Source organism: Enterobacter cloacae complex sp. 677-3DZ2D5B (genome assembly GCF_004136695.1).
GTDB classification, from domain to species: domain Bacteria; phylum Pseudomonadota; class Gammaproteobacteria; order Enterobacterales; family Enterobacteriaceae; genus Enterobacter; species Enterobacter hormaechei_C.
This window is the reverse complement of record NZ_QFLS01000007.1, coordinates 226,851-240,936: the sequence shown is the minus strand read 5'-3', so window position 1 is coordinate 240,936 and position 14,086 is coordinate 226,851. Positions and strand designations below refer to the sequence as shown.

Below are 14,086 nucleotides of genomic sequence, written 5' to 3'. Positions count from 1 at the left end.
CCCGCTCAGAATGGCGCGGCGTGACAGGCGTTTATCGTCTCGCCGCTCAGCGGATGAATAAAATTCAGAACGCTGGCATGCAGCATCAGCCGGGGCGTTTCTTCCGCGCCCGGCCATTCCAGACCACCATACAGATCGCACCCCAGAATCGGGTGGCCTAACTGCTGGCAGTGAATGCGCAGCTGGTGGGTGCGCCCGGTCTCCGGGGTAAGCTCTACCCGCGTCAATGGCATTGTCGTATCCTGATAAATACGTTCCATCACCCGATAGCGGGAGCGAGCGGGCTTACCTGTGCGGGCACAGATCGTCATCAGCGGAAACAGCGCCGGATCTTTGGCAATCGGGGCATCCACGGTCCCTTCGTCCTGTTCCACATGTCCGCACAACAGGGCGGTGTAAACCTTGCTCACGGCGCGCTGGCTGAACTGGTGGCAAAGCGCGGCGTTAATCGCTTTGTTACGCGCAATGACCATCAGACCCGAAGTGCCAAAATCAAGACGATGCACCAGCGTGCAGCCGGGAAAGGTTTGCACCAGACGGTAGTGGACGGAATCGCGGTTTTGCGGATTTTTCCCGGACAGGCTGAGCAGGCCGGAAGGTTTGTTGATCAGCAGCAGATGCTCGTCCTGCCAGAGGATCTCAATGTCGTCGTGACAGGGTGGTGCAATAAACGTATCGATAATGACAGACATCAGGCCGCCCGGCTGGAGAGTGGGTGCGGATGATAACGAAATATGCAGGAAAAGAAAAACCCTCCCACCGGGCGGTGAGAGGGGGAGATCTTAGGCAGCGACCAGGCTGTCGATAGCGGCTTTCGCGTCGGACTGCGCTTTGGTAGCCACTTCCGGGCCGTAAGCGATACCTTCAGCGAACACAAAGTTCACGTCGGTAATGCCGATGAAGCCGAGGAACAGGGTCATGTACGGCGCAACCAGGTCGGTTGGGGTATCTTTGTGAATACCGCCGCGGCTGGTCAGGACGATAGCGCGTTTACCTTTTACCAGACCTTCCGGGCCGTTCTCGGTGTAACGGAAGGTTACGCCAGCGCGCGCCACCAGGTCGAAGTAGTTCTTCAGCTGGGTAGGAATGTTGAAGTTGTACATTGGGGCGTTGATCACGATAACGTCGTGCGCCTGCAACTCAGCAATCAGCTCGTCGGAGAGCGCCAGGGCTTCCTGCTGACGCGGGGTAAGAGGCGCATCGCTCGGACGCAGCGCGCCAACCAGCTCGCCGTCCAGCACAGGAATTGGGTTTGCCGCCAGGTCACGCACGGTGATTTCATCCGCGCTGTGCTGTTCACGCCACTGTTCAACGAAATAGTCAGACAGCTGACCAGACTGTGAATACCCTGCCAGAATACTGGATTTCAACACTAATACTTTGCTCATGGGAAATTCCTGTTTTGTATTTGATTGAGGGGGTTGCCCCGTTGCTTGTTGACACTTTATTCACAATCCTGCCACAGGGATAGCGCAATATATCGAAGCCTATGTTCGAATTTTTTGAATAAGGCGCGCAAAGCGCTGATGTGGTACTCTATAGCAATCATTAAAAAGAGATTTTATCCGGCAGTGCACTGCCCGTTAACGCTATGACAGAACACCAAAAATTGACCTTCTCCATGCTGATGCAAAAGCTTGATTCACTGATGCTGCGCGATAAACAGCGGTTTGCGCGCCGTCTGCACGGCGTTAAGAAGGTTAAAAATCCTGATGCACAACAGGCCATTTACCAGGAAATGGCCAAAGAGATTGAACAGGCGGCAGGGAAAGTTGTGCTGCGTGAAGCCGCACGCCCGGAGATTACCTATCCGGAAAACCTGCCCGTCAGCCAGAAGAAACAGGACATTCTTGAGGCCGTACGCGACCACCAGGTGGTGATCGTCGCGGGGGAAACCGGTTCAGGTAAAACCACCCAGTTGCCGAAAATCTGCATGGAGCTGGGCCGCGGGTTGAAAGGGCTGATCGGTCACACCCAGCCGCGTCGTCTGGCGGCGCGCACCGTGGCGAACCGTATTGCGGAAGAGCTGCAAACGGAGCCGGGCGGCTGCATCGGCTACAAGGTGCGATTCAGCGACCACGTCAGCGATAACACCATGGTTAAGCTGATGACCGACGGTATCCTGCTGGCGGAAATCCAGCAGGATCGTCTGCTGATGCAGTACGACACCATCATCATCGATGAAGCGCACGAGCGCAGCCTGAACATCGACTTCCTGCTCGGCTACCTGAAAGAGCTGCTGCCCCGGCGTCCGGATCTGAAAATCATCATCACCTCTGCGACCATTGACCCGGAGCGTTTCTCAAAACATTTCAACAATGCGCCGATCATTGAAGTCTCAGGCCGAACCTACCCGGTTGAAGTGCGCTATCGCCCGATTGTGGAAGAGGCGGACGATACCGAGCGCGACCAGCTTCAGGCCATCTTCGATGCCGTCGACGAGCTGGGCAACGAGAGTTCTGGCGACATTCTGATCTTCATGAGCGGCGAGCGCGAGATCCGCGATACCGCCGATGCGCTCAGCAAACGCGATCTGCGCCATACCGAGATCCTGCCGCTGTACGCGCGCCTGTCGAACAGTGAGCAGAACCGCGTGTTCCAGCCGCACAGCGGACGCCGCATCGTGCTGGCGACCAACGTGGCCGAAACCTCGCTCACCGTGCCGGGCATTAAATACGTGATCGACCCGGGTACGGCGCGCATCAGCCGCTACAGCTACCGAACCAAAGTTCAGCGCCTGCCGATTGAGCCGGTTTCCCAGGCGTCGGCTAATCAGCGTAAGGGCCGCTGCGGCCGCGTGTCGGAAGGGATCTGTATTCGTCTTTATTCGGAAGACGATTTCCTGTCGCGCCCGGAGTTTACCGATCCGGAAATTCTGCGGACCAACCTGGCATCCGTTATCCTGCAAATGACCGCGCTGGGGCTGGGCGATATCGCCGCCTTCCCGTTTGTGGAAGCGCCGGATAAACGCAATATTCAGGACGGGGTGCGCCTGCTGGAAGAGCTGGGGGCCATCACCACCAACGAGCAGGCGACGGCCTACAAGCTAACGCCATTGGGCCGCCAGCTTAGCCAGTTGCCGGTCGACCCGCGTCTGGCGCGCATGGTGCTGGAGGCGCAAAAACACGGCTGCGTGCGCGAGGCGATGATCATCACCTCGGCGCTCTCCATTCAGGATCCGCGCGAGCGCCCAATGGACAAACAGCAGGCGTCGGATGAAAAACACCGTCGCTTCCACGATAAAGAGTCTGATTTCCTGGCCTTTGTGAATCTGTGGAACTACCTGGGCGAGCAGCAAAAAACGCTCTCTTCAAATCAGTTCCGCCGTCAGTGCCGGGTGGATTTCCTCAACTACCTGCGCGTGCGCGAGTGGCAGGATATCTATACCCAGCTGCGCCAGGTGGTAAAAGAGCTGGGCATTCCGGTCAACAGTGAACCGGCGGAGTACCGCGAAATTCATATCGCCTTGCTGACCGGCCTGCTGTCCCATATCGGGATGAAGGATGCGGATAAACAGGAATTTACCGGCGCACGCAACGCGCGTTTCTCCATCTTCCCGGGCTCCGGGTTGTTTAAAAAGCCGCCGAAGTGGACCATGGTCGCCGAGCTGGTGGAAACCAGCCGTCTGTGGGGGCGTATCGCCGCGCGTATCGATCCGGAGTGGGTTGAGCCGGTGGCGCAGCACCTGCTGAAACGCTCATACAGCGAGCCGCACTGGGAGCGCGGGCAGGGCGCGGTGATGGCGACGGAAAAAGTCACCGTCTACGGCCTGCCGGTGGTGGCCGCGCGTAAGGTTAACTACAGCCAGATCGATCCGGCGCTGAGTCGCGAGCTGTTTATCCGCCATGCGCTGGTGGAGGGCGACTGGCAGACGCGTCATGCGTTCTTCCGCGAAAACCTGAAGCTGCGCGCCGAGGTGGAAGAGCTTGAGCACAAGTCCCGCCGCCGCGACATTCTGGTGGACGACGAGACGCTGTTTGAGTTTTACGACCAGCGCATCAGCCACGATGTGATCTCGGCGCGCCATTTCGACAGCTGGTGGAAGAAAGCCAGCAAAGAGACCCCGGACCTGCTCAACTTCGAAAAGAGCATGCTGATCAAAGAGGGCGCGGAGTCGGTCAGCAAGCTCGACTACCCGAACTTCTGGCATCAGCGCAACCTCAAGCTGCGTCTGACCTATCAGTTTGAGCCAGGGGCCGACGCGGACGGCGTGACCGTTCATATTCCGCTGCCGCTTTTAAATCAGGTCGACGAGAGCGGGTTTGAGTGGCAAATTCCCGGCCTGCGCCGCGAGCTTGTCATTGCATTAATCAAATCCCTGCCTAAACCGGTGCGGCGTAACTTTGTGCCGGCGCCGAACTACGCCGAAGCGTTTTTGGGCCGCGTCACGCCGCTGGAGCTGCCGCTGCTGGACGCGCTGGAGCGTGAGTTCCGACGCATGACCGGGACCACCATCGACCGCGACGACTGGAACTGGGATCAGGTGCCCGATCACCTGAAAATCACCTTCCGCGTGGTGGACGATAAAAACAAAAAGCTGCTGGAAGGCCGCTCGCTTTCGGAACTGAAGGACGCCCTGAAGGGCAAAGTGCAGGAAACCCTGTCTGCCGTGGCGGACGACGGTATCGAGCAGAGCGGGCTGCACATCTGGAGCTTTGGTCAGCTTCCGGAAAGCTATGAGCAGAAGCGCGGAAACTATAAGGTTAAAGCCTGGCCTGCGTTGGTGGACGAGCGCGATAGCGTGGCGATTAAGCTCTTTGACAATCCGCAGGAACAACAGCAGATGATGTGGCGCGGGCTGCGTCGACTGCTTCTGCTTAACATCCCGTCGCCGATTAAGTATCTGCACGAGAAGCTGCCGAACAAAGCCAAGCTGGGGCTCTACTTTAACCCGTACGGTAAGGTGCTGGATCTGATCGACGACTGCATCTCCTGCGGTGTGGATAAGCTGATCCACGAGGCGGGCGGTCCGGTCTGGACGGAAGAGGGCTTTGCTCAGCTTCATGAAAAGGTGCGCGCGGAGCTGAACGACACCGTGGTGGAGATTGCCAAACAGGTCGAGCAGATCCTTACCGCCGTGTTCAATATCAACAAGCGCCTGAAGGGTCGGGTGGATATGACCATGGCCCTGGGGCTGTCGGACGTGAAGGCGCAGATGGCGGGGCTGGTGTATCGCGGCTTTGTGACCGGCAACGGCTTTAAGCGTCTGGGCGATACGCTGCGTTATTTGCAGGCGATTGAGAAGCGTCTGGAGAAAATGGCGGTCGATCCGCATCGCGATCGCGCGCAGATGCTGAAAGTCGAAAACGTGCAGCAGGCGTGGCAGCAGTGGCTCAACAAACTGCCGCCAGCGCGTCGCGATGACGACGACGTGCGGGAGATCCGCTGGATGATCGAGGAGCTTCGCGTCAGCTTCTTTGCCCAGCAGCTCGGTACGCCGTATCCGATTTCGGATAAGCGTATCTTGCAGGCGATGGAGCAGATCTCCGGCTAAAACCGTTGCCCGGTGGCGCTGCGCTTACCGGGCCTACGGGAGAGCATGTGGGCCGGGTAAGGCGCAGCGCCACCCGGCATGTTTTCACGCACTGCTCCAACCGCCGCCCAGCGCTTTATACAAATCAATTTGCGCCAGCAACAGGTTGTTTTTCACCTGTACCACGCTGGTCTGCACCGAGAACAGCGTGCGCTGCGCATCGAGCACATCCAGATAAGAAGAGTACCCGTTGCGGTAGCGGTTTTGCGCAATCCGCAGCGTTTCCTGCGCGACCGCCTGCTGTGCCAGCAGCTCGGTAAGCTGTTCCTGATAGCGGGTGATGGCATCAAGGCTGTCATTCACCTCAGCAAACGCGTTACGCACGGTTTTTTCGTAGCTATACAGAGCCTGATTCCGCTGGGACTGGGAGATATCCACCTGCGCATTCAGCGCCTGACGGTTCAGCAGCGGCGCAAGAATACTGCCGCCCACGCTCCAGAGCTGTAGGGGGTTATCCAGCAATCCCGACAGCGTGCGATCCTGCACCGATCCCGTGGCCGTGAGGTTGATCGACGGCAGCAGGCTGGCGCGCGATGCCGCCAGCGTCGCGTCTGCCGCAATCAGCTGACGTTCCGCCTGAACGATATCCGGGCGCCGGTTGAGTAGTGTCGACGGCAGCTGGGAGGGCAGTTTCAGCGGCGTCAGGGCATCAAAGCTTTCACCGCGCGCAACGTCACCCGGGTTGCTGCCCAGCAGCAGGCTAAGCGCATTTTCCTGCTGTGCAATCTGGTGCTGAAGCAGTGGAACCTGGGCGCGGGTGGCGCGCAGCTCAGAATCCGATTGCATCAGCTCAAGGCGAGAGCTGTATCCCGTCTCAAATTGTCGTTTGGCGAGATTGAACGCCTCTTCACGCGACTTCAGCGTGGATTGGGTAACGCGAAGCTGTTCATCCAGCGACAGCAGGGTGACATACCCGGAGGCCACCGATGATGCGACGGTAAGATCAGCCGCCGCTGCCGCCGCCTTTTGTGCCTCCAGCGATGCTTCAGCGGCACGGGAGGTGCTACGGTTTACGCCCCAGATATCCACGTCGTAGCTGGCGGTCAGGCTGCCTTTGTACAACGTACCGTATACCGGAAGCCCCGTGGCGGCGGACTGCGAGCGTGCGCGCGTCCCGGTCACGCCCGCGTCAAGCGACGGGAACAGACTGCCGTCGGCGGCGAACACCCGGGCCTGGTACTCGTTAATCCGCTCGCGTGCAATCAGCACGTCGCTGTTGTTCTTCAGCGCCTGATCCACATAGCGGTTCAGATTGCTGTCGTGAAAATTTCGCCACCAGAGCTGCTCTGTCGGGCTGGCTGGCCCCGACGTCGCGCGCCACTGGGCCGGTATGTGCAGGGACGATTTGGCGGGCTCAACGTCAACCGACTGGCATCCCGCCAGGATAGCCATCATCAGCAGGCCGGCTATCGGGCGAAGCGTCATTGTTTCGCCTCCCGCGTGTCGATGGTCACCTGCACCGACATGCCAGGGCGCAGCAGCCGGTACGCCTCCGGCTCACCGAGTACTTCAATGCGTACCGGGATGCGCTGGGCGATTTTAACAAAGTTGCCCGTGGCGTTATCCGGGGTGATAGCGCTGAACTCGACGCCTGTGGCCGGGGATATGCTCTCCACGCGTCCCTGATAGGCTTTATCGTTTAAGGCATCGACGGTGAATTTCACCGGCTGTCCGACGCGTAAATTCGCCAGCTGCGTCTCTTTGATATTGGCGATCACCCAGTGCTGCGGCGGGACCAGCGTGGTAAGGTGCGTCCCGGCGGCGACGTACGCCCCCAGACGCACTGCAATCTGCCCGAGCTGACCATCACGCGGCGCGACAATCCGGGTGTTTTGCAGATCGATCTGCGCCAGCTCCAGCGCGGCTTTTGCATTCTCAACGTCGGCCTCCAGCGAGCCGCGATTGACGATAACCGTTTGTAAATCCTGACGCGACATCTCAAGCGTTGCTTTCGCCTGGTCGATATCGGCGCTCCCCTGGGCGGCACTGGCCAGTGCCGAATCGCGCTCGCGAATGGAAAGGGAGCCGTCCGCGGTCAGCTCTTTCACGCGTTTCAAATCCGCCTGGGTTTTCAGACTTTGGGCACGGGCGTTTTTCAGCGCCGCCTCGTTTTTGGCAATCACCGCTTCCGCACTTCTGCGCTGTTGCAGGTTGTTATTAAGAGCTGCAATTTTCATTGCCAGCTGCGCCTCGGCCTGATGGACGCGCTGGCGATAGATACGGTCATCTATCTGCAACAGCAGCTCGCCTTTTTTAACCTGCGCGAAATCCTGAACATGGACCTCGGTAATGTAGCCGTTTACCTGAGGACTGATGAACGTAGTCTGGCCGCGCACGTAGGCGTTATCGGTAAACTGGGCATGACGCGTGAACGGGGGCAGCTGCCAGGCATAAAGGATCACCAGTACCCCGACAATGCCGATAGCCGCGGCGGTGAAAATGGACACGACGCGCACGTTTTTACGGGTGTTGGCCTGCTCTTTGGCGGCATCCTGCTGACTCATAACCTCTCCTGAAAAATAGTCATTACTTGTTGCCAGTGGCGTTCTTAAGGGCCATACGGGCGGTGATGCGCAGGCGCAGCAAGCGCCATAAAATCCAGACCAGCGTGGCAGTGGCAATGCTCGCCGTCAGGAGATAAGTATCGTTGTAAGCCAGAATATTTGCCTCAAGCGCCGTCACCGTCTGGAGCTGGGTAATGGCCTGGGTTCCCAGCAGGGAACTGTCGCCAATCAGGCTTTTGTACATCTGGGTGTAAAGCTGAATGCGTTCGTTCACCAGCGGGTTAAGGGTGGTGAGCTGGTCAGCCAGCAGGCTGGAATGGTACTTCTCGCGCCAGGTCTGGAAGGTGCCGAGGATCGCGGAACCCAGCAGGCCCCCAAGGTTCTGACTCATGCCAAACATCACGGAAAAGCTGACCAGGTTGCGCGGGTCGGCGATCACCCCGCCAATGGCGGCCAGCATCGCAGGCGCGAGGAAGAAAGCGCTGCCGAAGCCCAGCAGGAACTGGCTGAAAATAAGCTGATCCGGCCGGGTCAGGTTGTTGGACTGGCTGTCCAGCAGCGAGGCGACGATCATCAGCACCAGCGAGGTGATTATCGGCCAGGCCAGTTTAGTGGGCTTAATCGTCAGACAGCTGGTGACGATACCGCAGACGATCCCGGCGAAAATAGCCCACGCCAGATGGGTCATCTGTTCATTCTGTAGGCCCACATATTGCAGCCAGCCGATGACGCCCGTGTTCTGCTCCGCCAGTACGATGCGGATCAGCAGCATAATCAGCCCCAGGCGTACGATGCTGCCGCTGGACAGCCAACGGGTATTAAGCAGCGGGTTGCTGCGGTTATGTTCAAACACGATCGCAGAGACAATCAGCACCAGCGAGAGGGCCAGCGCCCAGCCGATCCACGGCGCTTCAAACCACCAGTCCAGACGCCCTAACGACAGAACCGCGCACAGCAGCGCCATGCCGGGCGCAAGCAAAAAAAAGGTAATGAAATCTTTCTTCTCGAAGACTTTGCGCCGATCGCCCGGCGGCAGCTTTAGCACCATCACGCAGGCCAGGGAGATCAGGGCCAGACCCAGCTCGAAGAAGTACAGCCCGCGCCACTCATCAAGCTGTAACAGCTCGGTGGAGAACAGCCGCGCCAGCGGGATCGCCAGCGACGACCCGGTAATGCCAATGGTCAGCGCCTTCAGTCGATGCTTTGCGGGCCAGGCCTGGATCTGGTAATAAATGCCGAGCGAGCTGAGCGCGGCGGCGACCATCCCGTGTGCCGCCCTTACCATCAGCGCCGAGCTAAGATCGTTCACAAACAGGTGGAAAAAGGTGACCAGCACATACAGCACCAGGAAGCCTTCCGTAAAGGCGCGCAAACCGTACTGCTGGCGAAACTTTACCAGCAGCAGGTTGATGGAAACGTTGGTCATGACATAGACGGCAGGCAACCAGGCGATTTCAGTCGACCAGGCGCCAAAAGTGCCTTGCAGATTTTGCAGATTAGCGGTGACGACCGCGTTACCCAGCGCCCCGGTCAGACATACCAGCAGGCCGACCACGCCATAGGCGATCCGTTTTGGGGTTGGATGTTCCGGGGTGGAAGGGGAACCCAGCAGGGCGGGTTTCTCGTGTGGCTGCCACTCGCGAGGAGCATAAGGGTCGCGTTGGGGCAGGCGCATAACGTGGTTTACCTTTCAAAATGTTGAATTGTGAGCGGGCTAATGATTCTAAGGCTGACGCAAATCATAATTCAAGTGAATACGATTTTCTCAAGTTAATCAAATGTGAGTGCTTTTTGAGAACGTTCCAGCCCGTTTTTTCAGCATTCATGCCATAGCATGACGCGCAGAAAGGGGGATAATCGATGGCTCTGTATGCTGTAAGGAGGTAACGATGACAATGGCACTTTTCCCCTGTCTGCCTGGCCCAACCCTCGACGCCGTGAATACCGTTGGGGCGTGGCTTGCTCAGGACGACTATCAGGACAATCAGCCCGTTGATCTGGTGATTCTGGCGGGTAATGCGGTGGTCCCCGCGATTGATGCTGCCTGTAAAAACGCGGCTGAACAGGGTGTTCCTCTGATCATCAGCGGCGGGATCGGTCACTCGACGACCTTCCTCTACGCCGCGATTGCGAAACACCCCCGCTATAACAGGATACCCACCACCGGGCGGGCTGAGGCAGCTATTCTGGCCGACATCGCCCGTGAATTCTGGAACATTCCGGCTGAGCATCTTCACGTTGAGGATCAGTCGACCAACTGTGGTGAAAACGCCCGCTTCAGCCGGGCGTTGATGAAACAATCCGGACTGAACGCCGCCCGGGTGCTGGTGGTGCAGGACCCGACGATGCAGCGGCGCACAATGGCTACGTTTGCCCGCGTATGCCGCGACGAGGCCGCAGCGCCCGCATGGGTGAGTCATCCCGGCCTGACGCCCGTGCTGCAAAACAGCGACGACGGTCTGGTGTTTAGCGGCCCGGCCGAGGGGTTATGGCCGGTAGAACGTTACCTGTCGCTGGTGCTGGGTGAATTTCCGCGACTCAGGGACGACATCAACGGCTACGGTCCGGCGGGACGTGATTTCATTGCCCATGTCGATATCCCTGCCGACGTGGACGCCGCGTGGCAGATCCTGCGAAACGACGTCATTCTCACCGACGCGCTGGTGAGCCGTTCTCTGCTGTAATGCTCTTGCCCGTTTGCGCCATCTTTTACGCAAACGGGCAGCCTTTGTTGCCGATTTGTGATTTTGGAAACGGGCTGACCCGTATCTTTTATGAGATATCTCACAAAAACAGATTCATAGAGTAGGCAATTGCCCCGGTAATTATAGTTTTTAACAATAAGTTTACTTGTTAAAAACAGTGTGATTACAGGAGCAGGTTATGACAGTACCCGTACAACATCCTATGTATATTGATGGACAGTTTGTTGCCTGGCAGGGTGATGCATGGATTGACGTGATCAATCCGGCCACGGAAGAGGTCATTTCCCGTATTCCCGACGGCACCGCCGAGGACGCCCGCAAAGCCATTGACGCGGCAGAGCGCGCGCAGGCTGGCTGGGAGGCGCTGCCAGCCATTGAACGCGCCAGCTGGCTACGCAAAATTTCCGCCGGGATCCGCGAGCGCGTCAGTGAAATCAGCGCGTTGATTGTGGCCGAAGGCGGCAAGATCCAGCAGCTGGCGGAAGTGGAAGTGAACTTTACCGCTGACTACATCGACTATATGGCCGAGTGGGCGCGCCGGTATGAAGGGGAAATCATTCAGAGCGACCGTCCGGGCGAGAATATTCTGGTGTTTAAGCGTGCCCTTGGCGTCACCACCGGCATTCTGCCGTGGAACTTTCCATTCTTCCTGATTGCCCGTAAGCTTGCTCCCGCGCTGATCACCGGCAACACCATCGTTATCAAACCGAGCGAATTTACCCCAAACAACGCCATTGCGTTTGCCAAAATCGTCGATGAGATTGGCCTGCCGAAAGGCGTCTTTAACCTGGTGCTGGGCCGGGGTGAAACCGTCGGACAGGAGCTGGCCGGGAATCCGAAAGTGGCGATGGTCAGCATGACCGGCAGCGTCGGGGCAGGTGAAAAGATCATGGCTGCGGCTGCGAAAAACATCACCAAAGTGGGGCTGGAGCTGGGCGGTAAAGCCCCGGCCATCGTGATGGACGATGCCGATCTTGAGCTGGCCGTGAAGGCCATTGTGGATTCACGCGTCATCAATACCGGGCAGGTGTGTAATTGCGCGGAACGTGTCTATGTCCAGAAGGGGATCTACGACCGCTTTGTGAATCGTCTGGGCGAGGCAATGAAAGCCGTCCAGTTTGGCAATCCGGCTGAGCGAACGGATATTGCCATGGGGCCGCTGATCAACGCCGCCGCGCTGGAGCGCGTGGAGCAGAAGGTGGCGCGCGCGGTGCAGGAGGGGGCCAAAGTGGTCCTTGGCGGTAAAGCGGCAGAAGGTAAAGGGTATTTTTATCCCCCAACGCTGCTGCTGGACGTGCGTCAGGATATGGCCATCATGCACGAAGAGACCTTTGGCCCGGTGCTGCCGGTGGTGGCTTTCGACACCCTGGAAGAGGCCCTGAACATGGCCAACGACAGCGACTACGGTTTAACCTCGTCTGTTTATACGCAGGACCTGAACGTCGCCATGAAAGCCATTAAGGGGCTTAAGTTCGGCGAGACCTACATTAACCGTGAAAACTTTGAAGCGATGCAGGGCTTCCATGCGGGCTGGCGGAAATCCGGAATCGGCGGGGCAGATGGTAAACACGGTCTGAATGAGTATTTGCAGACGCAGGTGGTCTATTTACAGTCGTAATCAGGAGCCCCCTCCATGCGAGGGGGTTCACATTTTCAGGAAAGGTGGTTATGTTGGCGCGATAATGGTTATTTATCGGGAAACAACATGCGCACAAAATATACGGGTCTGCAAATCAGCATTCACTGGCTGGTTTTTCTGTTAGTTATTATGGCCTATTGCGCCATGGAGTTCAGGGGATGGTTCCCGCGAAGCGATCGTCCGCTCATTAATATGATCCACGTTTCCTGCGGGATCAGCATCCTGGTGCTGATGGTGGCGCGCCTGCTTATCCGCCTCAAATTCCCGGCTCCGCCTATTCAACCGAAACCAAAAGCGATGATTACCGGGCTGTCCCATCTGGGGCATCTGGTTATCTACCTGCTGTTCATTGCGCTGCCGCTGATCGGCATGGTGATGATGTATAACCGGGGAAATGACTGGTTTGCGTTTGGCCTGACGATGCCGCATGCGGCGGAGGGGAATTTCGACCTGGTGGATACGCTAAAAGCGTGGCACGTGACGCTGGCCAATCTGGGATATTTCGTGATTGGTTTGCACGCCTTTGCCGCGCTGATGCATCACTATTTCTGGAAAGACAACACGCTGCTGCGCATGATGCCGAAAAAGCGTCAGTAACCGATAATGCCCTGCAAACCCGCAGGGCATTTTTTGCGGCTTATTGCAGTTGCGCGCGCTCCTGCGCCGTTAAGTCCAGTTCCTGAGTTGTACCCGTTTCTGAAGATTTTACAGCTGCTTCCAGCACCGCCATCACCGCCAGGGCTTCCATCGGCGGGACCGGGTTGTCAATCTTGCCGTTCAGGGCATCGCGCACGTTTATATAGTACTGCCGCTGGTCGCCTTTTGGCGCAGGGATAGCGCTGGCTTCACCCTGGGCATTAAGCAGCACCATAGCGTCGCTGTCTTCACCCCAGCTTTCACTACCCGGAATGACGCCTGCCAGCAGCTGGGCTTCCTGCTGATCGATGCGCGCTTTCACCACGCTAGCCTTGTTACCGTGAATGGTAAAGCGGGATACGCCGCCCGCCACCAGCATGCTGCAATGGAGGACCACTTTGTGTTCCGGATAATTCAGCACCACGTGCGCCCAGTCGTTAATCTCCGCGCCGTCACGCAGGGTGGCGATGTTGCCCTGTACCGACTGCGGCAGACCAAAAAGCTGTAGCGTCTGGTCAATCATGTGCGGGCCTAAATCGAACCACAGGCCGCTACCGGGAACGTTTTGCTCTCTCCAGCGCACGCGAACCTCCGGGCGGAAACGATCGATATGCGACTCAAAATGTTTCACCTTGCCGATGCTGCCTTGCGCAATCACCTGCTTAATGCCGAGAAAATCGCTGTCCCAGCGGCGGTTATGGAAGACAGAAAGCAGCAGCTGTTTTTCTTCAGCCAGCGCAATCAGATCCCGCGCTTCCTGCATATCCAGCGTGAACGGCTTATCCACTACCACATGCTTGCCGGCATTGAGCGCCAGGGTGGCCAGCGGCGCATGGGTCGCGTTAGGGGAGGCGATAACCACCAGATCGATATCCGGGTGCTGAATGGCCTCTTCCGGCGTGGCGACAACGAGCACGTCCGGCAGATCGCGTTTCACTTTCTCTTCATCCCGGGATGAGATCACCGCCAGCTTCAGGCCGTCAACGGACTGGATCAGCGGGGCATGGAACGTCTTACCCACAAAACCATACCCGATCAGCGCAATATTCATTGTCTTCACTTTATTCAT

General features: G+C 57.9%; 10 protein-coding genes. 4 read left to right on the top strand and 6 right to left on the bottom strand.

Annotation, left to right across the window (positions count from 1 at the left end):
• Positions 1 to 5 precede the first annotated feature (5 nt).
• Both DD597_RS12340 and azoR read right to left on the bottom strand, forming a co-directional pair.
• A complete protein-coding gene (locus tag DD597_RS12340; protein ID WP_003857299.1) occupies positions 6 to 692 on the bottom strand; it encodes an RluA family pseudouridine synthase in 687 nt (228 codons plus the stop codon).
• A 90-nt stretch (positions 693 to 782) separates the two neighbouring features.
• Positions 783 to 1,388, bottom strand: coding sequence for an FMN-dependent NADH-azoreductase (gene azoR / locus DD597_RS12335; protein WP_023324612.1), 606 nt, complete (start codon positions 1,386 to 1,388; stop codon positions 783 to 785).
• A gap of 203 nt (positions 1,389 to 1,591) precedes the next feature.
• Between azoR and hrpA the strand changes: the two genes are divergently transcribed.
• Positions 1,592 to 5,494, top strand: coding sequence for an ATP-dependent RNA helicase HrpA (hrpA, locus tag DD597_RS12330; protein ID WP_129256233.1), 3,903 nt, complete (start codon positions 1,592 to 1,594; stop codon positions 5,492 to 5,494).
• Positions 5,495 to 5,578: 84 nt separating this feature from the next.
• Here hrpA and DD597_RS12325 read toward each other — a convergent pair whose 3' ends face one another.
• From DD597_RS12325 to DD597_RS12315, 3 genes are read right to left on the bottom strand one after another with little or no spacing between them, the layout of a single operon-like run.
• A complete protein-coding gene (locus DD597_RS12325; protein WP_023324614.1) occupies positions 5,579 to 6,958 on the bottom strand; it encodes an efflux transporter outer membrane subunit in 1,380 nt (459 codons plus the stop codon).
• Positions 6,955 to 8,037, bottom strand: coding sequence for an HlyD family secretion protein (locus DD597_RS12320; protein WP_003857294.1), 1,083 nt, complete (start codon positions 8,035 to 8,037; stop codon positions 6,955 to 6,957). The genes DD597_RS12325 and DD597_RS12320 overlap by 4 nt, the downstream gene beginning before the upstream one ends.
• A gap of 22 nt (positions 8,038 to 8,059) precedes the next feature.
• Positions 8,060 to 9,712 carry an MFS transporter gene (locus tag DD597_RS12315; RefSeq protein ID WP_003857293.1) on the bottom strand — a complete coding sequence of 551 codons (1,653 nt, stop codon included), beginning with the start codon at positions 9,710 to 9,712 and terminating at the stop codon, positions 8,060 to 8,062.
• A gap of 214 nt (positions 9,713 to 9,926) precedes the next feature.
• Between DD597_RS12315 and DD597_RS12310 the strand changes: the two genes are divergently transcribed.
• The 3 genes from DD597_RS12310 to cybB all read left to right on the top strand — a co-directional run bounded on the left by DD597_RS12310 (position 9,927) and on the right by cybB (position 12,978).
• The gene (locus DD597_RS12310) at positions 9,927 to 10,721 is read left to right on the top strand and encodes a YdcF family protein (RefSeq protein ID WP_023314110.1); all 795 of its coding nucleotides are present in this window, start codon (positions 9,927 to 9,929) and stop codon (positions 10,719 to 10,721) included.
• A 199-nt stretch (positions 10,722 to 10,920) separates the two neighbouring features.
• Entirely contained in the window at positions 10,921 to 12,360 is a 1,440-nt protein-coding gene (gene aldA, locus DD597_RS12305) for an aldehyde dehydrogenase (protein ID WP_032658358.1), read from the top strand.
• An 87-nt stretch (positions 12,361 to 12,447) separates the two neighbouring features.
• A complete protein-coding gene (gene cybB / locus DD597_RS12300) occupies positions 12,448 to 12,978 on the top strand; it encodes a cytochrome b561 (RefSeq protein ID WP_003857288.1) in 531 nt (176 codons plus the stop codon).
• 40 nt (positions 12,979 to 13,018) lie between these two features.
• Here cybB and DD597_RS12295 read toward each other — a convergent pair whose 3' ends face one another.
• Entirely contained in the window at positions 13,019 to 14,086 is a 1,068-nt protein-coding gene (locus DD597_RS12295; RefSeq protein ID WP_129256232.1) for an oxidoreductase, read from the bottom strand.

Coding starts and splice junctions, on each gene's coding strand:
- DD597_RS12340 (WP_003857299.1), bottom strand. CDS start 692: ATGTCTGTCATTATCGATACGTTTATTGCACCACCCTGTCACGACGAC.
- azoR (WP_023324612.1), bottom strand. CDS start 1,388: ATGAGCAAAGTATTAGTGTTGAAATCCAGTATTCTGGCAGGGTATTCA.
- hrpA (WP_129256233.1), top strand. CDS start 1,592: ATGACAGAACACCAAAAATTGACCTTCTCCATGCTGATGCAAAAGCTT.
- DD597_RS12325 (WP_023324614.1), bottom strand. CDS start 6,958: ATGACGCTTCGCCCGATAGCCGGCCTGCTGATGATGGCTATCCTGGCG.
- DD597_RS12320 (WP_003857294.1), bottom strand. CDS start 8,037: ATGAGTCAGCAGGATGCCGCCAAAGAGCAGGCCAACACCCGTAAAAAC.
- DD597_RS12315 (WP_003857293.1), bottom strand. CDS start 9,712: ATGCGCCTGCCCCAACGCGACCCTTATGCTCCTCGCGAGTGGCAGCCA.
- DD597_RS12310 (WP_023314110.1), top strand. CDS start 9,927: ATGACAATGGCACTTTTCCCCTGTCTGCCTGGCCCAACCCTCGACGCC.
- aldA (WP_032658358.1), top strand. CDS start 10,921: ATGACAGTACCCGTACAACATCCTATGTATATTGATGGACAGTTTGTT.
- cybB (WP_003857288.1), top strand. CDS start 12,448: ATGCGCACAAAATATACGGGTCTGCAAATCAGCATTCACTGGCTGGTT.
- DD597_RS12295 (WP_129256232.1), bottom strand. CDS start 14,086: ATGAATAAAGTGAAGACAATGAATATTGCGCTGATCGGGTATGGTTTT.